The sequence below is a fragment of the Aquabacterium fontiphilum genome (assembly GCF_009909205.1).
GTDB classification, from domain to species: domain Bacteria; phylum Pseudomonadota; class Gammaproteobacteria; order Burkholderiales; family Burkholderiaceae_C; genus Aquabacterium; species Aquabacterium fontiphilum.
The window spans coordinates 1-22,795 of record NZ_JAAAPN010000004.1 but is presented as its reverse complement, the minus strand read 5'-3'; the positions used below and the strand labels follow the sequence as shown (position 1 = coordinate 22,795).

At 64.8% G+C, this 22,795-nt stretch carries 20 protein-coding genes and 1 tRNA gene; 18 read left to right on the top strand and 3 right to left on the bottom strand.

Annotated features, from left to right (window positions below):
• Window positions 1-2: 2 nt before the first annotated feature.
• The 15 genes from GTZ97_RS05530 to GTZ97_RS05460 all read left to right on the top strand — a co-directional run bounded on the left by GTZ97_RS05530 (window position 3) and on the right by GTZ97_RS05460 (window position 16,352).
• Window positions 3-449, top strand: a complete 447-nt coding sequence (locus GTZ97_RS05530; protein WP_161649591.1) for an acyl-CoA thioesterase — start codon at window positions 3-5, stop codon at window positions 447-449.
• Between the two features lie 6 nt (window positions 450-455).
• Entirely contained in the window at window positions 456-1,193 is a 738-nt protein-coding gene (locus GTZ97_RS05525; RefSeq protein WP_161649590.1) for a nitroreductase, read from the top strand.
• A gap of 154 nt (window positions 1,194-1,347) precedes the next feature.
• The gene (locus GTZ97_RS05520; protein WP_161649589.1) at window positions 1,348-2,979 is read left to right on the top strand and encodes a 3-(methylthio)propionyl-CoA ligase; all 1,632 of its coding nucleotides are present in this window, start codon (window positions 1,348-1,350) and stop codon (window positions 2,977-2,979) included.
• Window positions 2,980-3,209: 230 nt separating this feature from the next.
• Window positions 3,210-4,442 carry a branched-chain amino acid ABC transporter substrate-binding protein gene (locus tag GTZ97_RS05515; RefSeq protein ID WP_161649588.1) on the top strand — a complete coding sequence of 411 codons (1,233 nt, stop codon included), beginning with the start codon at window positions 3,210-3,212 and terminating at the stop codon, window positions 4,440-4,442.
• 182 nt (window positions 4,443-4,624) lie between these two features.
• On the top strand, window positions 4,625-5,650 hold the full coding sequence (locus GTZ97_RS05510; protein WP_161649587.1) for a branched-chain amino acid ABC transporter permease: 1,026 nt from the start codon (window positions 4,625-4,627) through the stop codon (window positions 5,648-5,650).
• A gap of 4 nt (window positions 5,651-5,654) precedes the next feature.
• Window positions 5,655-6,947: a branched-chain amino acid ABC transporter permease gene (locus GTZ97_RS05505; protein ID WP_161649586.1), complete on the top strand. Its 1,293-nt coding sequence runs from the start codon at window positions 5,655-5,657 to the stop codon at window positions 6,945-6,947.
• A gap of 11 nt (window positions 6,948-6,958) precedes the next feature.
• Window positions 6,959-7,756, top strand: coding sequence for an ABC transporter ATP-binding protein (locus GTZ97_RS05500; protein ID WP_161649585.1), 798 nt, complete (start codon window positions 6,959-6,961; stop codon window positions 7,754-7,756).
• A gap of 2 nt (window positions 7,757-7,758) precedes the next feature.
• Window positions 7,759-8,454, top strand: a complete 696-nt coding sequence (locus GTZ97_RS05495) for an ABC transporter ATP-binding protein (protein WP_161649584.1) — start codon at window positions 7,759-7,761, stop codon at window positions 8,452-8,454.
• A 212-nt stretch (window positions 8,455-8,666) separates the two neighbouring features.
• Window positions 8,667-10,763, top strand: coding sequence for a 3-hydroxyacyl-CoA dehydrogenase NAD-binding domain-containing protein (locus tag GTZ97_RS05490; protein WP_161649583.1), 2,097 nt, complete (start codon window positions 8,667-8,669; stop codon window positions 10,761-10,763).
• A gap of 86 nt (window positions 10,764-10,849) precedes the next feature.
• Entirely contained in the window at window positions 10,850-12,724 is a 1,875-nt protein-coding gene (locus GTZ97_RS05485) for an acyl-CoA dehydrogenase (RefSeq protein ID WP_161649582.1), read from the top strand.
• A gap of 11 nt (window positions 12,725-12,735) precedes the next feature.
• A complete protein-coding gene (locus GTZ97_RS05480; protein WP_161649581.1) occupies window positions 12,736-13,017 on the top strand; it encodes a Dabb family protein in 282 nt (93 codons plus the stop codon).
• A gap of 21 nt (window positions 13,018-13,038) precedes the next feature.
• Entirely contained in the window at window positions 13,039-13,836 is a 798-nt protein-coding gene (locus GTZ97_RS05475; protein ID WP_161649580.1) for an SDR family oxidoreductase, read from the top strand.
• A gap of 17 nt (window positions 13,837-13,853) precedes the next feature.
• On the top strand, window positions 13,854-14,327 hold the full coding sequence (locus tag GTZ97_RS05470) for a PaaI family thioesterase (protein ID WP_161649579.1): 474 nt from the start codon (window positions 13,854-13,856) through the stop codon (window positions 14,325-14,327).
• Between the two features lie 48 nt (window positions 14,328-14,375).
• On the top strand, window positions 14,376-15,404 hold the full coding sequence (locus GTZ97_RS05465) for an NADP-dependent oxidoreductase (RefSeq protein ID WP_161649578.1): 1,029 nt from the start codon (window positions 14,376-14,378) through the stop codon (window positions 15,402-15,404).
• A gap of 21 nt (window positions 15,405-15,425) precedes the next feature.
• Window positions 15,426-16,352, top strand: coding sequence for an SDR family oxidoreductase (locus GTZ97_RS05460; RefSeq protein WP_161649577.1), 927 nt, complete (start codon window positions 15,426-15,428; stop codon window positions 16,350-16,352).
• A gap of 92 nt (window positions 16,353-16,444) precedes the next feature.
• Here GTZ97_RS05460 and rapZ read toward each other — a convergent pair whose 3' ends face one another.
• The 3 genes from rapZ to GTZ97_RS05445 are packed head-to-tail and all read right to left on the bottom strand — an operon-like array spanning window position 16,445 to window position 20,090.
• Entirely contained in the window at window positions 16,445-17,386 is a 942-nt protein-coding gene (gene rapZ, locus GTZ97_RS05455; RefSeq protein ID WP_161649576.1) for an RNase adapter RapZ, read from the bottom strand.
• Window positions 17,383-19,188 carry a DNA repair protein RecN gene (gene recN / locus GTZ97_RS05450; RefSeq protein ID WP_161649575.1) on the bottom strand — a complete coding sequence of 602 codons (1,806 nt, stop codon included), beginning with the start codon at window positions 19,186-19,188 and terminating at the stop codon, window positions 17,383-17,385. The genes rapZ and recN overlap by 4 nt, the downstream gene beginning before the upstream one ends.
• Window positions 19,188-20,090, bottom strand: a complete 903-nt coding sequence (locus GTZ97_RS05445) for an NAD kinase (protein WP_161649574.1) — start codon at window positions 20,088-20,090, stop codon at window positions 19,188-19,190. Before GTZ97_RS05445 ends, recN begins: the two co-directional genes overlap by 1 nt.
• A gap of 115 nt (window positions 20,091-20,205) precedes the next feature.
• Here GTZ97_RS05445 and hrcA point away from each other — a divergent pair, with 115 nt between their 5' ends.
• The 3 genes from hrcA (at window position 20,206) to GTZ97_RS05430 (ending at window position 22,390) form a co-directional block, all read left to right on the top strand.
• Window positions 20,206-21,225, top strand: coding sequence for a heat-inducible transcriptional repressor HrcA (gene hrcA, locus GTZ97_RS05440; RefSeq protein ID WP_161649573.1), 1,020 nt, complete (start codon window positions 20,206-20,208; stop codon window positions 21,223-21,225).
• A 5-nt stretch (window positions 21,226-21,230) separates the two neighbouring features.
• Window positions 21,231-22,205 (top strand): MBL fold metallo-hydrolase, encoded by a 975-nt coding sequence (locus GTZ97_RS05435; RefSeq protein ID WP_161649572.1) that lies wholly within the window; start codon window positions 21,231-21,233, stop codon window positions 22,203-22,205.
• 108 nt (window positions 22,206-22,313) lie between these two features.
• Window positions 22,314-22,390 (top strand) — tRNA-Ile (locus GTZ97_RS05430).
• Window positions 22,391-22,795 lie beyond the last annotated feature (405 nt).

Genomic DNA, 22,795 nt, shown 5'->3' with positions numbered 1-22,795 from the left:
GCATGAGCAGACCGCAACCCCAGGACCGGGCGGCCTACGCCCACTTCAGCACCATCACCACCCGCTGGATGGACAACGATGTGTATGGCCACGTCAACAACGTGACGTACTACAGCTACTTCGACACGGCGGTCAACCGCTACCTGATCGAGGCAGGCGTGCTCGATATCCACGCCGGGCCGGTGATCGGGCTCGTCATCGAGACCCACTGCAACTATTTCGCGCCGCTGGCCTTCCCGCGCAACGTCGAGGCGGGGATCCGCGTGGCTCACATTGGCAAGAGCAGCGTGCGCTATGAGATCGGGCTGTTCGAGGCGGGCGAGTCGCAGACGGCGGCCTGTGGCCATTTTGTGCACGTGTATGTCGACCGCGAGACACGTCGCCCGGTGGCCTTGCCCGATGACTTCCTGGCTGCCTTGCAGCGCCTGCAGCCCGCCAACCCGACCTGAGACGCCATGTCAGACCACCCCGCCTCCTGCCCGCGTGAGCCCGATGCCGTGACGCCGGAAGGCGTGGCGGCGGTGGATCACGCCATCACTTCGCGGCGATCGATGCGCCGCTTCCTGCCCACGCCGGTGACGCGCGCTGAGATCGAGGCCATTTTGCAGGTGGCCTCCCGTGCGCCTTCGGGCACCAATACCCAGCCGTGGCAGGTGCATGTGCTCACGGGTGCCAGCCGCCAGGCGCTGGTCGACAAGGTGCTGGCTGCGGCCATGGACAGCGACGCCAGCCGTCGTTACACCGAGCAGTATGACTACTACCCCGCGCAGTGGGTCTCGCCTTTCATTGATCGGCGGCGCAAGGTGGGTTGGGATCTCTATGGTCTGCTGGGCATCGCCAAGGGCGACAAGCTCGCCATGCAGATGCAGCAGGCTCGCAACTTCATGTTCTTCGATGCGCCCGTCGGGCTGATCTTCACGATCAACCGCATCATGGGCCGCGGCAGCCTGCTGGATTACGGCATGTTCCTGCAAAGCATCATGGTGGCGGCGCGCGCCCGCGGGCTGGACACCTGCCCTCAGGCGGCGTGGAATCACTTCCATGCGGTCATCCTGCCGCATTTGGGGCTGGATCCCGAGCAGCACATGATGGTCTGCGGCATGGCCTTGGGTCACGCGGATCCGTCGGCCGTCGAAAACACGCTGCTGACCGAGCGCGAACCGATCGCGTCGTTTGCACGCTTTCTGGACTAGACATCGCGTGTAGTCAGTTCCGGATTTAGGGTCATCCCTAGTCCGGTATCAGGGGTAAATCCTGCCTCACGGTCTATGATGGATTGATCGATCTGGTCTTATCTGTTTCCAGATTCGACGGTCGATGTCCCTGTGTACCTTTGGAGGTGGATCCATGAGCCTGATGGGCCAGATGATGCAGATGCCGTTGATGATTTCCTCGCTGCTCACGCACGCAGCGCGGCACAACGGTGACATTGAGATCGTGTCCAAGCGTGTCGAAGGCGACATGCATCGCACGACCTGGGCCGAAGTCGAGTCGCGTTCGCGCAAGCTCGCGCAGGCGCTGGCCCGCCTGGGGCTGCAGACCGGCGACCGCGTCGGTACGCTGGCCTGGAATGGCTACCGTCACCTCGAGATCTATTACGGCGTCTCGGGTTCGGGCCTGGTGTGCCACACGATCAACCCCCGCCTGTTCCCGCAACAGGTCGCGTGGATCGTCAACGACGCGCAAGACAAGGTCATCTTCGTCGACCTGAACATCTTCCCGCTGGTCGAGAAGCTGGCCCCCATGCTGCCCACGGTCAAGCACGTCGTGCTGATGTGCGGCCGCGAGAGCATGCCCCGCGAAACCGCACTGACCAACCTGCACTGCTACGAAGACCTGCTGGCGGCCGAAGACGGCCAATACAGCTGGCCCACCTTTGACGAGAACGCTGCAGCGAGCATTTGCTACACCTCGGGCACGACTGGCAACCCCAAGGGTGCGGTCTACTCGCATCGCTCGACCGTGTTGCATGCGATGGCTGCGGCCCTGCCCGATGCCATGTGCCTGAAGGCCACCGACGTGGTGTTGCCCGTGGTGCCGATGTTCCACGTCAATGCCTGGGGTATTCCGTACGCGGCCGCACTGGTGGGCTGCAAGCTGGTCATGCCCGGCCATCACTTGGATGGAGCCTCGCTGTACAACCTGTTCGAGGAAGAGAAGGTCACGATGTCGGCCGGCGTGCCGACCATCTGGTTGGGCCTGCTCAACCACGTCAAGGCCAACAACCTCAAGTTCAGCACCTTCAAGACCACGATCATCGGCGGCTCGGCCTGCCCGCCCGCGATGATCCGCACCTTCGAGAACGACTACAACGTCGAGGTGATCCACGCCTGGGGCATGACCGAGCTGTCGCCCATTGGCACGCTGGGTCGACTGAAGTCCAAGCACGCCGATCTGCCGACCGAAGCCAAGCAGAAGATCCTGGAAAAGCAGGGCAAGTCGGTGTTCGGCATCGACATGCGCATCGTCGACGGCGATGGCCATGTGTTGCCCTGGGACGGCAAGGCTGCAGGCGACCTGGAGGTGCGGGGCCACTGGGTGGTCAACGGGTACTTCAATGTCGACAAGTCGCCGCTGCACGACGGATGGTTCCCCACGGGGGACGTGGCCACCATCGACGCCGACGGCTACATGCAGATCACCGATCGCTCCAAGGATGTGATCAAGTCCGGCGGCGAATGGATCAGCTCCATCGACCTTGAGAACGTGCTGATGGCGCACCCTGCCGTGCACGAAGCCGCCGCCATCGCCTGCTTCCATCCCAAGTGGGACGAGCGTCCGCTGATGGTGGTCGTCAAGAAGCCGGGCGCCGAGGTCAGCAAGGAAGAGCTGATCGCCTTCTACGACGGCAAGATCCCGAAGTGGCAGACGCCGGACGACGTCGTCTTTGTGGATGAAATCCCACACACCGCGACCGGCAAGATCTCGAAGTTGCAACTGCGTGAGCGCTTCAAGGACCACAAGTTGCCCACTGCCTGATGTTTCAAAACGCGCCCCGATCACGGGGCGTTTTTGTTTGTTTCGGGGCAGAGCCCCTGCGTGTTTGTGCGTGCATGTGCGCGTTTGTGTTTCGCCTTTCTGGCGCAGCGCGATGCGGGCTGCCGCCGACTTGTGCAAGTCGTGCACAAGTTAGGGGTCAACCCCAAAGGACTCCCGTGTTTGAGGGGGGTAAATTGCGTAAGTCACTGCTGACAACTGAGGAGATAGCAATGGGATTCCGAGTACGCGCATTGAGTGTGTTGGTGGCAGCATCGCTGTCAGCGGGTGCGGCCATGGCCCAGAAGGGCGAGACCGTGAAGATCGCCTGGATCGATCCGCTGTCAGGCCTGATGGCCAGCGTGGGCCAGAACCAGGTCAAGAGCTTCCAGTTCGTGGCCGAGCGGCTCAATGCCAACAACCCGGCCGGCGTGAAGTTCGAAATCGTCACCATCGACAACAAGCTCAGCCCGGCTGAAACGCTGAACGCACTGCGCTCGGCCATCGACCAGGGCGTGCGCTATGTGGTGCAGGGTCTCGGCTCTGGCGCTGCGCTGGCCCTGGTGGACGGCATCAACAAGCACAATGCCCGCAACCCCGGCAAGGAAGTTGTCTTCCTGAACTACGCTGCGGTTGACCCCGACCTGACCAACAGCAAGTGCAGCTTCTGGCACTTCCGGCTGGACGCCGACACCTCCATGAAGATGGAGGCGATGACCACCTTCATCAAAGACCAGCCCAACGTCAAGAAGGTCTACCTGATCAACCAGAACTACGCCCACGGCCAGCAGGTTTCCAAGTTCGCCAAGAACATGCTGCAGCGCAAGCGGCCTGACGTCCAGGTGGTGGGCGATGACCTCCACCCGCTGGCCCAGGTGCGCGACTTCGCGCCCTATGTGGCCAAGATCAAGGCTTCCGGTGCAGACACGGTGATCACCGGCAACTGGGGCTCGGATCTGGCCTTGCTGGTGAAGGCGGCCAACGATGCGGGTCTGCAGGCCAACTTCTACACCTACTACGCCAACTTCGGTGGCACGCCCACGGCGCTGGGCAAGGCGGCAGACGGCCGTGTGTTCCAGGTGGGCTACGGTCACTACAACATGGGCGGCATCTATGGTCAGCTCGTGGGCGACTTCAAGAAGCGCTTCAATGATGATTACTACTCGGCTGCGACTTACCACGCGCTGGTGATGCTGTCCGAAGGCATGGCCCGCGCCAAGACGACCGATCCGGTCAAGGTGGCGCAAGCGATGTCTGGTCTGAAGTTCAAGAGCTTCAACGGCGACGTGGAGATGCGCAAGACCGACCACCAGCTTCAGCAGCCGCTGTACATCGCACGCTGGCAGCCGGTCGATGCCAAGAACGCCTACAACGTCGAAGGCACTGGCATGACTTTCGCACCCGTGAAGGCCTTCGATGCGTACGTGTCCAGCACGCCCACGTCGTGCCAGATGCAGCGTCCCTGACCTGATGTTGCCAGAGGCCTTCGGGCCTCTTTCACTGTCCCCGTGCCGCCTGTGCGCGGCATGCGGGGCGCCACGTGCTTGCGGGCGCCGCGCACGTCGCCGTCCGTGCGGTGCCACCGGCGCGCGACTCCGCGCGACCTCGGCCTGGGTCACGAGCCCCGGTCGAGCCACGATGCTCTGACATGGAAACCTTCATCGTCTTCTTCCTCAACGGCATCAGCTACGGGCTGCTGCTGTTCATGCTGAGTTCCGGGCTGACCCTGATCTTCAGCATGATGGGCGTGCTGAATTTCGCGCACGCATCCTTCTACATGGTCGGCGCGTACTTCGCCTACGCCATTTCGGCCAAGATCGGCTTCTTCCCGGCGCTGTTCATCGTGCCGCTGCTGGTGGGGCTGCTGGGTGCCGCATTCGAGCGCTTCAGTTTGCGCAAGGTGCACCACTTCGGCCACGTGCCCGAGCTGCTGGTCACCTTCGGCCTGGCTTACGTCATCGAGCAGCTGGTTCGCCTCACATGGGGGCCGTCAACGGTCGATTACCGCATCCCCGAGGCGCTGAGCGGCACGTTGTTTACCGTGGTCAATCTGGGCGGCGACAGCCTGCAGTTCCTCGCTGGCGCGCGGGATCCCGTCCTGTGCGCGGCCGACACGGGCAACACCTGTACGCAATTCCCTGTCTACCGCGCCTTCATGGCGGTGGTGGCCCTGTTCATGCTCACCAGCCTGTGGCTGCTGCTGACCCGCACCCGCGTGGGCCTGATCATCCAGGCCGCGCTGACCCATCCCGACATGGCCCAGGCCCTGGGCCACAACGTGCCACGCGTGATGATGGGCGTGTTCGGTGGCGGTTGCGCACTGGCCGGCCTGGCCGGCGTCATCGGCGGCAATGCCTTCATCACCGAGCCGAGCATGGCCGCGTCCCTCGGGGCCATCATCTTCGTGGTGGTGGTCGTCGGTGGCATGGGCTCGCTGGCCGGCGCCTTCCTGGCCTCCATCCTGATCGGGCTGATGCAGACCTTCGCCGTCATCGCCGATGTGTCGCTGGCCACTCTGTTCCAGTCTCTGGGCAGCCCCGTGTCGTTTGAACACTGGGCCTACCCGCTGTTGAAGATCACCATTTCCGAAATGGCGCCCATCCTGCCGTATCTGCTGTTGGTGTTGATGCTGATCCTGCGTCCGAAGGGACTGCTGGGTACCCGCGAGGAGTGACACCATGGCCAACAATGTTTATTCCTTCAAGCCGGTCAACGTCGGCCGCTGGGTGCTGTGGTCGCTCTTCGCGCTGGTGCTGCTCGTCTCGCCGTTGATCTTCAACAGCGGCACATCGCTGACGATGCTCTCCAAGATGGGCATTGGCATCATCATCTGCCTGTCCTACAACATCCTGCTCGGGCAGGGCGGCATGCTGAGCTTTGGTCACGCCGTGTACTCGGGGCTGGGCGCCTTTGCGGCGGTCCACGCGCTGGTGCGGGTGGGTGACGGTGTGTGGAACATCCCCGTCAGCCTGATCCCGATGGTCGGCGGCGTGGCAGGTCTCATCGTGGCGGCGGTCTTCGGATCGGTCACCACGAAGAAGTCGGGCACCACGTTCGCGATGATCACGCTGGGCATCGGCGCGATGGTCTTTTCGATGTCCTTGATGCTGCCGGAGTTCTTCGGTGGAGAGGGCGGCATCTCGGCCGACCGCATGGTCGGTGACCCTGTCTGGGGCATCACCTTCGGCCCGCAGACCCAGGTCTACTACCTGATCGCGATCTACTGCTTCATCTGCACGGCCTTGATGTTCGCCTTCACGCAGACCCCGCTGGGCCGCATGCTCAACGCAGTGCGCGACAACCCGGAGCGCGTCGAGTTCATCGGCTATGACACCCAGCGCGTGCGCTACATCGCCTTCATGATTGCCGGCTTCTTTGCCGGCATCGGTGGCGGCCTGCATGCGATCAACGACGAAATCGTGACGGCCGAGGTGGTCGGCGCCGAGTACTCGGGCATGTACCTGCTGTTCACCTTCCTGGGCGGCGCGCTGTTCTTCTTCGGGCCCATCATCGGCGCGGTGCTGATGGTGTTTGCCACCGTGCTGCTGCATGAGTTGACCAACGCCTGGATGCTGTATCTCGGCATCATCTTCCTGATCATGGTGATGTACGCCCCCGGAGGCATTTCCAGCCTGATCATGATGAACCTGCGGGTGGCGGCATTCGGCCTGTTGCGGCGGCTGTGGGTGGCGTATCTGGCGCTGTTCGGCACGGCCATCCCGCTGCTGATGGGCATCACGGTGATGATCGAGATGGTCTACCACCTGCAGATGAACGTTGGCATGGGCCCCGAGATGACCTTCCTCGGCGTGACCCTGCATGTGGACGCCATCGATGCCTGGGTGGGGGCCATCTTCCTGACGCTTACCGGCGCGGCGCTCTTCGAGCTGGCCCGTCGCGAGTTCGTTCGCCAATGGAGCGACGTGCAGGAAGAGATCGAAGCCGAGCTGCTGCGCCGGCAAATGCATTGAGAGGCACCACCATGACCCAGACTACGTCTTCGGCGGGCCTCGCGCTGGAACTGCGCGACGTTCGCAAATCCTTCGGCAAGACCGAGATCATCCGGGGCGCCAGCCTGGCCGTGAAGCAGGGTGAGCGCGTGGCGCTGATCGGCCCCAACGGCGCGGGCAAGTCCACGCTGTTCAACCTGATCAGCGGACGCATGCCCGTCAGCAGCGGCGAAATCCTGCTCAACGGCGAGGCCATCCATGGCAAGAAGCCGTATGACATCAATCGCCGCGGCCTGGCCCGCAGCTTTCAGGTGTCCAACCTGTTCCCGCGCCTGAGCGTGTTCGAGAACATCCGTTGCGCCGTGCTGTGGTCTATGGGCCAGCGCTACACCTTCTGGCGCTTCCTCACCGACCTCACTGCGGTCAACCAGCGTGCCGAAGAGGTGCTGGACATGATCCGCCTGCGCCGCAAGCGCGACACCAGCGTCTCATTGCTCACCTATGCCGAGCAGCGCGCGCTCGAGGTTGGCGTGACGATTGCCGGCGGGGGCAATGTGATCCTGCTGGATGAGCCGACCGCGGGCATGAGCAAGTCCGAGACGGCCAACTTCGTGCGCATGATCCGCGAGGTCACCGAAGGCAAGACCCTGCTGACCGTCGAGCACGACATGGGCGTTGTGTTCGGTCTGGCTGACCGCATTGCGGTGCTGGTCTACGGCGAGGTGATTGCCTTCGACACGCCAGAGAACGTGCGCGCCAACGAGCGCGTCAAGGAAGCCTACCTCGGCTCCGTGCTGGCAGAAAGCCAGGCGGCCGAAGCCGGAGTGTGACGATGCTGAACATCCAGAACCTGCACGCCTTCTACGGCAAGAGCCACATCCTCCATGGCGTCAATATGGAGGTCCGTCCTGGCGAGATCGTCAGTCTGCTGGGCCGCAATGGCTCGGGCCGCTCCACCCTGATCAAGACCGTGATGGGCCTGGTCGAGGGCACCGGCTCGGTCACCTGGAACGGAGCGGAACTGCTCGGCCACAAGACCTACGACATTGCCCGTCACGGCATCGGCTATGTGCCGGAAAGCCGCGATGTGTTCCCCAAGCTGACCGTGGAGCAGAACCTGCTGCTCGGCCAGCAGTCCGGGCGCAAGAAGGGCCGTTGGTCGCTCGACGACATGTACCAGCTGTTTCCACGCCTGAAGGAGCGCCAGCACACCGAGGCGGGCGTGATGTCGGGCGGCGAGCAGCAGATGCTCACGCTGTGCCGCACGCTGATGGGCGACCCCGATCTGATCATGATCGATGAGCCGACCGAAGGCCTCGCGCCCAAGATCGTGGAGCTCGTCGGCCAGTACCTCAAGGAGCTGCAAAAGCGTGGCCTGGGGGTCTTGCTGGTGGAGCAAAAGCTGACCATTGCACTCGACATCTCGCAGCGCTGCTACGTGATGGGCCATGGCGAAATGGTCTTCCACGGCACGCCCGACGAACTGCGCGCCGACCAGTACGTGCGGCGTGAATGGCTCGAAGTCTGAGCCCACACCGCTGAGTTGCCTGCTGCCGCCGATCGTGCGGCAGCGTCGTTTCGGGGGCCGTCTGGCAGCGCTGGGCGGTCTGTGTCAGAATCATGCGCAATTCGTACAAGATTTCTTGTCAGAATTGCCTGAGTTGCTGAGCGGACGCCGCCGGCCATCCTTCGCGGTGTGGGTCGGGGTCCGTGCGTGTTGATCTTTCACTCGACCTCACCATGAGCGCTTCCTACCAAGTTCACGACGGCGTGGCCGTCATCTCGCTGGACAACCCCCCTGTCAACGGCCTCGGTCAGAGTACCCGAGCCGGCATCGTCGACGGCATTCAGAAAGCCCAGGCCGATGCCGCCGTGCAGGCCGTGGTGGTCATCGGCTCCGGCAAGGTCTTCTGTGGCGGCGCCGACATCCGCGAGTTCGGCAGCCCCAAGGCGTTTGCCGAGCCCAACCTCCATGTCACCATCGAAGCGGTCGAGCGCTGTAGCAAGCCAGTGGTCGCAGCCATCCACGGCGTGGCCATGGGCGGCGGGCTGGAACTTGCGCTGGGTTGCCACTACCGCGTGGTCGTCAAGGGCACGCAAATCGCGCTGCCTGAGGTCAACATCGGCATCGTGCCGGGCGCAGGCGGCACGCAGCGCCTGCCGCGCGTGCTGGGCGTCGACACCGCCTTGCAGATGATCACCACGGGTGCCTCGGTGATGTCCGAGAAGCTCGCAGCCGCCCCGGGGCAGAAGCTGTTCGACAAGCTGGTCGAGGGAGACCTGCTGCCCGCCGCCATCGCCTTTGCCAAGGAGATGGCCGGCGTGCGCCCCTTGCCTTCGGTGCGCGACCTCAAGGTGGCCGCACCGGCTGATGCCGAGGCCTTTGCCAAGGCCCGTGCCGAGCTGGCCAAGAGCCGCAAGAACCTGATTGCCCCGCAGCGCTGCGTGGATTGCGTCGAAGCCGCCACCAAGATGGACCTGGACGCTGGCATCAAGTTCGAGCGCGAGGTCTTCGAAGGCCTGGTGACCGGAGACCAGGCCCGCGCTTTGCGCCACGCCTTCTTCGGCGAGCGCGCTGCCAGCAAGATCCCAGATGTGCCCGCGGACACCCCGCTGCGCGACATCAAGCAGGTGGCCGTGATCGGCGCTGGCACCATGGGCGGCGGCATCACCATGTGCTTCCTGAACGCCGGTGTGCCCGTCACCCTGCTGGAAATGAAGCAAGAGGCCATCGACCGCGGCGTGGGCACCATCCGCAAGAACTACGAGGCGCAGGTCGCCAAGGGCAAGCTGGCGCAGGACAAGTACGAGCAGCGCATGGCCCTGCTCAAGACCACCCTGAGCTACGACGACATCGCCCAGGCCGACATGGTCATCGAGGCCGTGTTCGAAGACATGGGTGTGAAGTCGCAGGTGTTTGCCAAGCTCGACGAGGTGATGAAGCCCGGCGCCATCCTTGCTTCGAACACGTCGACGCTGGACGTGGACAAGATCGCCGAGGTCACCAAGCGCCCCGCCGATGTCGTGGGCCTGCACTTCTTCAGCCCCGCCAACGTGATGCGCCTGCTCGAAGTGGTACGCAGCAAGCACACCGCCAAGGACGTCATGGCCACCGTGATGGCCGTGGCCAAGAAGATCAAGAAGGTCGCCGTGGTCTCGGGCGTGTGCGACGGCTTCATCGGCAACCGCATGTTCGAGCAGTACGTGCGCCAGAGCTTCTTCCTGCTTGAAGAGGGGGCCACTGTGCAGCAGGTCGACAAGGCCGCGGAGGCCTTCGGCTTCGCAATGGGTCCGTTCCGCGTGGGTGATCTGGCCGGCAACGACATCGGCTATGCGATCCGCAAACGCCGCAAGATCGAGAAGCCCGATGTCATCTACAGCCCCGTGGGCGATGCTGTCTGCGAACTCGGCCGCTTCGGGCAGAAGGTGGGCAAGGGCTGGTATGACTACGAGGCCGGCAAGCGCGAGCCCATCCCCTCTGCCGAGGTGCAGGCCTGCATTGACAAGGTGCGTGCCGACAAGGGCGTCACGCCCCGCCAGATCAGCGACGAAGAGATCGTCCAGCGCCTGGTGCTGGCCATGGTCAATGAAGGCGCCTTCATTCTGGAAGAAGGCATCGCCTCGAAGGCGTCCGACATCGACATGGTCTACCTGACCGGCTACGGCTTCCCCGTCTACCGTGGCGGCCCCATGCTGTATGCCGACATGCTGGGCCTGCCCAAGGTGGTCGAACTGATGAAGGGCTTCGCCGCCAACCCGCAGGGCGACAGCGCCTTCTGGACGCCGGCGCCGCTGCTGGCCAAACTGGCCGCCGAGGGCAAGGCCTTCAACGGCTGATCCATCGGCCCGCCGTTCGTCCCAGAGGTCTGCATCGCCCTGCCGCATGCAGACCTTTTTTGTGTTGACCCATCCCGTTCTGCCTCATGACCCACCGCGCCACTGTTGACTTCCTGCTGCACGACTGGCTGAAAGCCGAGACCCTGTGCCAGCGCGAGCGCCACGCCGAGCACAGCCGCGAGACCTTCGACGCCGTGCTCGACCTCAGCGAGAAGATCGCCAACGAGCAGTTCGCCCCCATCAACCGCCTGACCGACGAGCACGAGCCCACCTTCGATGGCGTCACCGTGACGCTGCCCAAGGAAACGCCCGTGGCCCTGGCCGCCTTCAACGAGGCGGGCCTGATGGCCGCCAGCAAGGACGCCGAACTCGGCGGCATGCAGCTGCCCACGGTGGTCGAGATCGCCTCGATGAGCTTCTTCTACAAGGCCAGCGTCTCGCTCGCCGCGTACCCGATGCTCACGCGCGGCAACGCCAACACCATCCTGGCCCATGGCACGCCGAAGCAGATCGAGGTGTTTGCCAAGGGCGGCTTCGAGGGCCGAACCTTCGGCACCATGTGCCTGAGCGAGCCGCAGGCCGGCTCCAGCCTGTCGGACATCGCCACGCGCGCCGTGCCCGATGTCAAGGGCGATGGCACGGGCGTGGACTGGACCGAAGACCCGCTGGGCAAGCGCTACCGCCTCAAGGGCAACAAGATGTGGATCTCGGGCGGCGAGCACGAGATGGGCGAGAACATCGTTCACCTGGTGCTGGCCAAGATCCCGGGCCCCGATGGCAAGCCGGTGCCCGGCGTCAAGGGCATCTCGCTGTTCATCGTGCCGCGCAAGCTCGTCAAGGCCGACGGCTCGATTACGTCTCAGCGCAACGACGTGGCCCTGGCCGGTCTCAACCACAAGTGCGGCTACCGCGGCACCGTCAACACCCTGCTGAACTTCGGCGAAGGCAAGTTCCCCGTCAACGGCGAGGCCGGCGCGGTGGGCTACCTGATCGGCAAGGAAGGCGAGGGCCTCAAGTGCATGTTCACGCTCATGAACGAGGCCCGCATCAGCGTGGGCCTGGGCGCGACCATGCTCGGCTACGCCGGCTACGAGTACTCGCTGCAGTACGCGAAAGACCGCCCGCAGGGACGTCACATGGGCGCGGGCGGCAAGGACCACAGCGCGCCGCAGGTGCCCATCATCGGCCACACCGACGTCAAGCGCATGCTGATGATGCAAAAGGCCATCGCCGAAGGCGGCCTGGCCCTGGGCCTGCTGTGTGCGCAGCTGGTCGATGACCAGCACACCGGCAGCGGGGAAGAGGCCGAGAAGGCTGGCCTGCTGCTGGAGCTGCTCACCCCGATCGCCAAGAGCTGGCCCAGCGAGTGGGCGCAAGAGGCCAACTCGCTGGCCATCCAGATCCTGGGCGGCTACGGCTACACGCGCGACTACCCGGTCGAACAGCACTGGCGCGACAACCGCCTCAACATGATCCACGAAGGCACGCACGGCATTCAGGGCCTGGACCTGCTGGGCCGCAAGGTGGTGATGAACGGCGGCAAGGCCCTGAGCGTGCTGGCCGAGCGCATCAGCGAAACCATCCAGAAGGCGGGCCATGTGGAGGGCCTGGCTGGCCACGCCAACGCGCTGGCGCAAGCGCTGCAGAAGGTGGGCGCCGCCACGAAGGCTGCCTGGTCCACCGGCGTGCCCGAAGAAGCCCTGGCCAACGCCACGCCCTACCTGCAGGCCTTCGGCCACACCGTGCTGGCCTGGATCTGGCTGGAGCTGGGCCTGGCCGCCAAGGCCGCCCAACAAGCCGGTCAATGGGATGCCTCGCCGCTGGGCCCGGGCTTCCTCAAAGGCAAGCTGGCTGCCACCGACTACTTCTTTGCCTACGAGCTGCCCAAGATCGACGCCTGGCTGGGCGTGGTCTCGCGCCGCGACCTGACCTGCGCGCAAGCCCAGGCCGACTGGTTCTGAAGAGGATCACCATGCTGCGACACATCGTCATGTGGACCCTCAAAGACCCGGCCGACGCGCCCAAGGTCAAGGCCTTGCTGGACAGCTGCAAGGGACTCGTTGCGGGCATGCACGAGTTTGACGTGGGCATCAAGGCCGAAGGCCTGGAGGCCAACTGCGACGTGGTTCTCGTATCGACTTTCGAGGACGCCGCCGCGCTGGCCGCCTACGTGCCGCACCCGCACCACCAGGGCGTGGTCGCGCAGATCCGCCAGATGGCGGCCACGCGCCACGTGCTCGATTACCTCGTTTGAACGCCAGGAAGGCCTGACGCCATGACCGCTCCCCGCATCGTCCAACAACTCTTCGACCTCACCGGCAAGACGGCCCTGATCACCGGCGGCTCGCGCGGCCTGGGCCTGCAGATGGCCCACGCGCTGGGTGAGGCTGGTGCCAAGGTTGTCATCAGCTCGCGCAAGGCGGCTGACCTGGAGCAGGCCGTGATGTCCCTGCAGGACGCAGGCATCGACGCGCGCTGGATCGCCGCGGATGCGGGCAAGCCGGAAGACATCCAGCGCCTGGCCGATGAAACCCTCGAGCGCGTGGGCGACGTGGACATCCTCGTCAACAACGCTGGCGCCACGTGGGGCGCCCCAGCCGCCGAGTACCCGCTCGAAGCCTGGGACAAGGTGATGAACCTCAACGTGCGGGGCTACTTCCTGCTCTCCCAAGCCATCGCCAAAGCCAGCATGATCCCGCGCAAGCAGGGCCGCATCATCAACGTGGCCTCCATCGCCGGCCTGGGCGGCAACCACCCGTTCATGCAGACGATTGCCTACAACACCAGCAAGGGCGCGGTGGTGAACTTCACCCGCGCACTGGCCTGCGAGTGGGGGCACCTGGGCATCCGCGTCAATGCGATTGCGCCGGGTTTCTTCCCCAGCAAGATGACGGCAGGCACGCTGGCCGCCGTGGGCGAAGAACGACTGGCGAGCGCCGCCCCCTTGCAGCGCCTGGGCGACGACGAAGACCTCAAGGGCATCACGCTGTTGTTTGCGTCCGATGCCGGCAAGCACATCACCGGCCAGATTCTGGCGGTGGATGGCGGTGTCAGTGCCGTCATTGGCGGCTGAGCGGGCTGCGCACCACCATGAGCATCCCGTTTTCCATCCGCATTCCCTTCATCGAGCAGATCGGCTGCGAACTGCAGCGCTACGACAGCGGCCATGCCGAGATCACGCTCACCGTCGATGAGGCGCACACCAACTCGTTTGGCGTGGCCCATGGCGGACTCATCATGACCATGCTCGACGTCTCCATGGCCCATGCGGCGCGCAGCCTGCGCCGCAACGAGCGCGGCGAAGAGCCCGGACTGGTCACCATCGAGATGAGCACGCGCTTCATGCGCCCGGGGCTGGGCCGTATCCGCGCACTCGGCGAGGTCATGCACGCCACCGCTTCCCTGGCCTTCTGCGAGGGCCGGGTGCTCGACGAAGCGGGCAAGGTGTGTGCCCATGCCACCGCCACGTTCAAATTCCTGCGCGCCTTGCCGGTCACGGGCAAGCAGGTGCATGCTTCCACCTACAGCGCCCAGACTGCCTTGCGCGGCGCGGGCTCCGATTGACGGCCGCGCCGTCGTGTTTCCTGTTCCTCTTGCAGAAGGTCGCCTCTCATGAGCCTCATCAACCGACAGATCCACCTGGTGTCGCGCCCGCAAGGCGAAGCCACCGTTGACAACTTCCAGCTGGTCGAATTACCTGTTCCAGCCCTTGAGTCGCTGGCCGAGGGGCAAGTGGTCGTGCGCCACCATTTCCTCTCGCTCGACCCGTACATGCGCGGGCGCATGAACGACAGCCGCAGCTATGCCGACCCGCAGCCGCTTCATGCCGTCATGCTCGGTGGCACCGTGGGCGAGGTGCTCCACAGCAAGCACCCGAAGTTCGCCCCGGGTGATGCGGTGCTTGGCATGGGGGGCTGGCAGGAGTACAGCGTGGTGGATGCCAACCAGCGTGGCGCGCTCCACAAGCTCGACACCACCCACATCCCCATGTCAGCCTACCTCGGTGCGGTCGGCATGCCCGGCGTGACCGCCTGGTACGGGCTGGTCAAGATCATCGCGCCCAAGGCCGGTGAGACCGTGGTCGTGAGCGCGGCCAGCGGGGCCGTGGGCGGTGTGGTCGGACAGCTCGCCAAGGTGCGCGGCTGTCGCGTGGTCGGCATCGCAGGCGGTGCTGATAAATGCCGTTACGTGGTCGACGAGTTGGGCTTTGACGCCTGCGTTGACTACAAGGCCCACACCGATCCGAAATCGCTGTATCAGGCGCTGAAGGCCGTCACGCCGCAGGGCGTGGATGGCTACTTCGAAAACGTCGGCGGCGCCATCCTCGACGCCGTGATGTTGCGCATGAATGCCTTCAGCCGCATGGCCATGTGCGGGATGATCGCCGGCTACGACGGCCAGCCCACGCCGATGAGCAACCCGGCGCTCATCCTCATCAACCGCATGAAGGTCGAGGGCTTTATCGTGAGCGAGCACCCCGAGGTCTGGGCTGATGCCACCCAGGAATTGGGTACCCTTGTGGCCACAGGACGCCTGAAGTTCAAAGAAAGTGTGGCGCAAGGCATTGCGACCGCACCCGAGGCTTTCCTGGGTTTGCTCAAGGGCAAGAACTTTGGCAAGCAACTCGTCAAACTGATCTGAGATTCTCTGGAACCCCCCGCCATGTCCCATCTCACCCTTCAACCCGGCGTGACCACTGTCGTGATCACCGGCGCCGGCAGCGGCTTCGGCCTGGAGTTGGCCCGTCTCGGCGCCAAGAAAGGCCTCAACCTCGTCCTCACCGATGTGCAGCAAGACGCGCTGGATGACGTCGTGCAGGAACTGCGCGGCGTGCGCGCCAAAGTGGCTGCCGTGCGCGGCGATGTGTCACGCCCTGAAGACGTCAAGGCGCTGGCCGATCTCTGCCTTGAGCGCTTTGGTGTGCCGCACGTTGTCATCAACAACGCGGGCGTGGCCCACGGCGGACTGATCTGGGAACACTCACTGCGCGACTGGCAATGGGTGCTCGGCGTCAACCTCCATGGCGTCATCCACGGCATTCACACCTTCACGCCGTTGATGCTGGAGGCCGCACGCAAGGATCCGTCCTGGCAGGGCCACATCGTCAACGTCGCCTCCATGGCCGGCCTGCTCAATTCGCCCAACATGGGCGCCTACAACGTGAGCAAGCACGCCGTCGTCAGCCTGTCCGAGACGCTCTATCAGGATCTCGCGCTGGTCACCGATCAGGTCCATGCCTCGGTGCTCTGCCCATACTTCGTGCCCACCGGTATCCACCAGTCGCACCGTAACCGTCCGTCCGAGTTGCGTAGCGAAGGCAAGCCCACACCCAGCCAGATGATCGCCCAGGCCATGAGCACCAAGGCCGTCACGTCGGGCAAGGTCACGGCAGCCGAAACCGCCGCGCTGGTCTACGACGCGATCGAGAAGGGGCAGTTCTACATCTACACCCATCCTCAGGCGCTGGGCATGGTCCAGACCCGCCTGGAGGATGTGATGCAGGGTCGCAACCCGACCGATCCGTTCGCCGGCAAGCCGGAGATCGGCGAGCAACTGCGTCAATCACTGCGCCAGGCGATCAAGGGTTGATTGCTGGCCGTTCGGGTGTTCGGGGCGCTCGGGTCGCGCGGGTCGTATGACATGCGGCCCGGGCTCGCGGCCAGAGCCGCCCATGCGGCGACTCACCGCGCGTCGAGTTCGCGGTGGCGCGACAGCACGACACCGCGCGGGCTGAAGCGCTTGAACAGTTGCTCCACGCAGTACACCGAGCGATGTTGCCCGCCCGTGCAGCCAAGCGCCACGGTCACATAACTGCGCTGATCGCCTTCCAGCGTGGGCAGCCAGCGCAGCAGGAAGGCCTCGATCTGTGCGATCAATTCGGCTGATTCCGGCTGCGCCGCCAGATAGTCAATGACCGGCTGGTCGCGACCCGTCAGGGGCTTGAGCTCCTTCAGGTAGAAGGGGTTGGGCAGCATGCGCACGTCGAACACGAAATCCGCGTCCATGGGCACCCCGTGCTTGAACGCGAAGGATTCGAACACCAGCGTGAGCGGTGCCGGCGCCGCCTGCACGATGTTGCGCACCCAGGTCCGCAGTTGGGCCGGGCGCAGGAGCGTCGTGTCGATCACGGTCGAGCGGTCGCGCAGCGGCCCCAGCAACTCGCGCTCTCGCTCGATGGTCTCGATCAGGGCTTGTTCTGCGAGCTCGATCCGGTCGATGTGCTCGCCGCCGTCGGGCGTGGTCGATCGTTCGCTTCCGAGGTTGGCTTGACGCTGTGTCAGCTGCGACAGCGGGTGAGGGCGGCGGGTTTCCGAAAAGCGCCGCACCAGCGCATCCGTGCTCGCGTCCAGAAACACTGCCCGCACCTGATGGCCTTCCGCCTGGAGTGCCGTCAACTGCGGCAGCAGATCGGGCAGCGAATCCACACTGCGCACATCCACCGAGACGGCAATCCGGCGACGCAGTTCGGGCGCGCGCCGCACCTCCAGATCCACCATGCTGCGCAGCAACTCGGGCGGCAGGTTGTCCACACAGAAGTAGCCTGCGTCCTCCAGTGCATTGAGCGCCACCGACTTGCCTGAGCCCGAAATGCCGCTGAGCAGCACCAGATCCAGCGCGGTCATGCGGGCTCCTTGCGCCGGCGGGCCGGGCGGGTCGCGGGTGTGCCATTGGTGGAGGCAACCGAGCGGCTCGCATCCCGCTGCGCAGCCTCCAACATGGCCTGCGCGTGCGCCAGCCCGGTCTCGCCTTGCTCGCCCCCCAGCATGCGGGCGATCTCCGCCGTACGTTCGCCCGCTTCGACAGGGCGCGCTGCGCTCAACGTCTGACCGCCGCGCAGCGCCTTGCTGATTACGAGATGCTGGTCAGCACAGGCAGCGACCTGCGCCAGATGCGTCACGGCCAGCACCTGCAGATGCTGACCCAGGCGCTGCATCAGGCGCCCGACCGTGTCGCCTACTTGCCCGCCTACACCCGCATCGATCTCGTCAAAGATCAGCGTGCCAGCCGTGGCGGCGCTCCCCGCGTCGCCACCTGCATCGGCCGGGGCGCCGTCATCCGCAGCCTGGCCCACGGTGGTCACTGCAATGGCCAGCGCCAGCCGTGAGAGCTCGCCCCCAGAGGCGACCTTGGCCAGTGGGCGCGGCGTGCTGCCTGCATGGCCAGCCACCCGCAGCTCCACTGCCTCCAGTCCCCAGGCTTGCGGTTCGTCTTGCGGCAGGAGGGCCACCTCGAAGCGCCCGCCCGCCATACCCAGATCCTGCATGACAGCCGTGACCGACCGGGACAAGACCGGTGCGGCAGCACGACGCCGCGCCGACACGGCTTCAGCGGCGTTGCGCCAAGCTGCATGCGCGGCATCGGCTTCCGCAGCCAGGCTGTCCAGGTCCGTGGCCGCATCCAGCGCGGCCAGCTCCTGCTGCCAGCCTGCCAGCAGCGCGGGCAACTCGGCCGGCTGCCGCCGGTGCCGGCGCGCCTGGCTCATCCAGCCGCTCAGCCGATCATCCAGCTCGGCCAGACGTTGCGGATCCAGCTCCGTGTGGTTCAGTGCGGCGTTCAGGCTGCGGCCCGCGTCCTGCAGCATGGCGCGCGTGTCCTGCAATACGGCCAGCCCATCGGCCAGGCTGGGCATCAGGTGCGCCACCTCTTGCAGGGCATGGATGGCTTCGCTCACCCGGTGCTCTGCGCTGTCTTCTGCCTCGGAAACGGCCGACAGGGCCGCCTCCGCCGCATCCAGAATGGCCTGTCCGTGGCTCAAGCGCGCATGTTCTTCGTTGAGCGTGTCCCACTCGCCTGCCGTCGGGTTCAGCTTGCTCAGCTCGGCAATCTGCCACTGCAGCCGCTCGCGCTCGCGCGCCAGGTCTGCTTGACGACTGCGGGCCTCGTCCAGGCGGGCCAGCGCCTGCTTGCGCACCCGCCAAGCCTGTGACAGCGCCGCGCTGTCTGCGCCCGCCTGTTCATCTAGCAAAGCTCGCACCGCATCGGGGCGCGTCAGGCTCTGCCACGCGTGCTGGCCATGGATGTCAACCAACTGCTCGCCCAACTCGCGCAACTGGGTCAGGGTGGCGGGGCGGCCATTCACCCAGGCCCGGCTGCGGCCTTGCAGGTCTACCACCCGGCGCAACAGCAGGCTGCCGCTGTCGTCGTCCCCGCTGTCAAAGCCGGCCTCATCCAGCCAAGCGCGCAGGCCGGCAGCAGCTCCGCCAATGGGCAAGCCGAACTCGGCCGTCACATCGGCCCGCTCCCCGCCCTCACGCACCACCGACGCATCGGCGCGGTTGCCGAGAGCCAACTGCAGGGCATCGATCAGGATGGACTTGCCCGCACCGGTCTCACCGGTCAGTACCGTGAAGCCGCCATGCAGCTCCACCTCCAGCTCATCCACGATCACGACATCGCGCAACACCAGGCGGCGCAGCGTGGTCATCAGCTCACTCCTTCGTTCCAGCGCAGCTTGCGGCGCAGGGTGGCGTAGTAGTTCCAGCCCTGCGGGTGCAGGAAGGTCACCTTGTGCTGCGAGCGCCGCACCGTGACCCGGTCCCCGTGCAACAAGCTAGCCAGGGACTGCATATCGAAGTTCATGCTCGCATCACGGCCGGCCACGATCTCGATCGTGATGGTGCCCGTGTCGGCCACCACGATCGGCCGGTTCGACAACGTGTGGGAAGCGATCGGCACCACGACCCATCCAGCCAGCGTCGGGTGCAGGATGGGACCGCCAGCCGAAAGCGCGTACGCCGTCGAGCCTGTCGGCGACGACACGATCAGGCCGTCTGCGCGGTAGTTGGCCACGAACTGGCCGTCAACCTCCGCGCGAAGCTCCACCATGCTGGCCGTCGCCCCGCGGCTCACCACCACTTCATTGATCGCGTGGCCTTCGTAAATGGTCTCGAAGCCGCCACCCTTGAGCGGCCGCATCACCGCGCCCTCCAGCATGGCGCGCTGCTCCCGCTCGAATTGCCCTGCCAGAATCTGGGGCAGGGCGGTGGGGACATCCTTGAGCTGGATGTCCGTGATGAATCCCAAGCGCCCCTGATTGATGCCGATCAGGGGCACGTCGTAAGGGGCCAGCTCCCGTGCGATGGCCAGCATCGTGCCATCGCCGCCGACCACCACCGCGACATCGCACTGCTGCCCGATCTCCTTGATCGACAGCGCGGGGTACTCGCTCATGCCCGTGGCCAGTGCCGTTTCGCTCTCCAGCGAAACATCCAGCCCCGACCGCGCCAGCAAATGCGCCACGTCCTCCAGCACCGGGCGGATGCCCCGAGCGTGGTACTTGCCCACCAGGGCGGCGTGCGTGAAGCGGCAGGTTGGCAGCGTCGGCATGCGCACGATTACACCACAGCGCTTCCTTCGTTTTCGGACGGCGCCATCCCCCCTGAGGGGCCAGTTGTGACAGCGCCTTGCGGCGCTCCTGCGCTGCCCTAGAATGGACGTCGCCATGCTGGATGACCGCGCCAAGCTTCTTTTGAAAACGCTCGTCGAGCGCTACATTGCCGAGGGCCAACCTGTCGGCTCCCGCACCCTGTCGCGTGCCTCCGGGCTCGATCTGTCGGCTGCCACCATCCGCAACGTCATGGCAGACCTGGAGGAGTTGGGCCTCATTGCCAGCCCACACACCTCCGCCGGGCGCGTGCCTACTCCCAAGGGCTACCGCTTGTTCGTCGACACCATGTTGACGGCCCGGCCGCTCAGTCTGGACGAGTTGGCCGCCACAGGGCGCGAGCCGCTCATGCCGGATCAGCCCCGCCGCGTCATCACCAATGCTGCGCAGATGCTGTCCAGCCTGTCGCATTTCGTGGGTGTCGTCACGGCGCCGCGCAAACCGACGGTCTTTCGTCACATCGAGTTTCTGAGGCTGGGTGAGCGCCGCATCCTTGTCATCCTGGTGGCGCCCGATGGCGACGTGCAGAACCGGGTCGTCATCACCGCCCACGACCACAGCCAGGCTGAGCTTGTCGAGGCCTCGAATATGCTCAACACGCACTATTCAGGCCTCTCGATCGAGGCCATGCGCGAGCGGCTCAAGAGCGAGGTGGACCAATTGCGGGGCGACATCGCCAGTCTCATGCAGGCAGCGGTCCAGGCAGGGGGCGAAGTGGCGGCAGAGAGCACCGAGCAGATCATCGTCTCCGGTGAGCGCAACCTGCTGACGGTTCAGGATTTCTCCAACGACCTCACCTCGCTGCGGCGGATGTTCGAACTCTTCGAACAAAAGACCCAACTGATGCGCCTGCTCGACACCTCCAGTCAAGCTGAGGGCGTGCAGATCTACATCGGTGGCGAAAGCCAGGTCGTGCCCTTTGAAGAGCTTTCCGTCGTATCGGCCCCCTATCAGATCAACGGTCAGATCGTTGGCACCCTGGGCGTCATCGGTCCCACCCGCATGGCCTACGACCGCATGATCGAGATCGTCGACATCACCTCCCGCCTCGTCTCCAACGCGCTGAGCCAGAACTGATGCCCATGTCGCTGCCCCGCCGCCTGATGGCCGCATTTGTCGGCACCTCAGGCGTTGCGGTTGCCGCGCTGGTGCTGGCCGTGCGCCACCATGATCGCCCCTTGCCTGTGCCTGAGGCGCACCCGGCGCGCCATGTGACTCTGCCTGCAGCTTCGCCGCCTGCCGATTTGTCGTATTCGACGATGCTGACATCTCAGTCAGCCGGCGCGCCAGAAGGGGTGCTGGTCGGCGGCGGTCGCTGGAGCGCCACGCGGCGTCCCGTCCAATTCGCCGTGCTGGTGCGTCATCCCAAGGGCAACCTGTTGTTCGATACCGGCCTGGGCTGCCAGCACGCCGAGCAGTTCGCTGACAACAACTGGTTGCACCGTCAGCTGTTCGCCTACACCATGCACGCGGCCGTCAAGACTCAACTTGAAGCCCAAGGCATGGCCGATCTGCCTATCAAGGCCATCATTCCTTCGCACATGCATTGGGACCACATCGGAGGCCTGCCGGATTTCCCCGCCACGCCGGTGTGGGCGCCGCCTGCCGAGCGACAGCAAGCCGAGGCCGGCGCGCCGCCAGCTTTCCTGCGCAGTCAGTTCAATGGGGTCACACAGTGGCAGGACCTGCGTTTCGAGCACGGCCCCGTGCTAGGGTTCGACCGCAGTCAGGACGTCTTCGGCGACGGCAGCGTGATCCTGTTGCCGATGCCGGGTCATACCGCCGGTCAGGTGGGCATGCTGCTCAGCCTGCCGTCGGGCAAGCGCTTGTTGTTCACGGCCGATACGACCTGGACACTCCAGGGCATCGAGGTGCCTGCAGACCGCTCCTGGCTGCTCCGCCGGGCAGTCGACCTCGATCACGATGAGGGCGCCAACCAGCGCGCCATCGTGCACCTGCACCTTCTGGCTCGTCGCTTCCCCCAGATTCAGATGGTGCCTGCCCACGATGAGCAGGTCTTCGCAACACTGCCGCGTTTCCCGGCCTTCGCCAACTGACTTGCACTGCCGTGGTCTGTTGCCCGTCCGCAGCAGGGCGCTGCCACAGATGATGGCGCTTCCCGCGAAGCGCCCTCGGCCCACCCTACAATGGCGCCGCCAGACAGGGGGCCGTTAGCTCAGTCGGTTAGAGCAGAGGACTCATAATCCTTTGGTCGTTGGTTCAAGTCCAACACGGCCTACCAGGCGCCCATGCGTAGCTGCTGTCGCTTTTTTGCAGTGCGGCGTGACCGCTGCCCCGCATCTGCGCTACACTTGCGTCCCTCGCAGTCGACGAGGTCGCGACCGGCAAGCGCCGGCCCGGCATTCGACTCCTGTTGCGATCAAGTAATGCGAAACAAAAAATTTCGAGCTGCTTGACAAGACAGTGAAAGGCGGGTGATAATCTCGCTTCTGTGCTGATGACGAATCAGCTTGTTCTTTAAAAATTAACAGCCGATAAGCGTGGGTGTTTGGGTCGGAGAGCGGCTCAAATACTCACGGAAGATAGATGGAAATTCACTTGAGTGAAGATCTGTCGATTCCGTTGAAGAGTTTTAAACAGAGATTGAACTGAAGAGTTTGATCCTGGCTCAGATTGAACGCTGGCG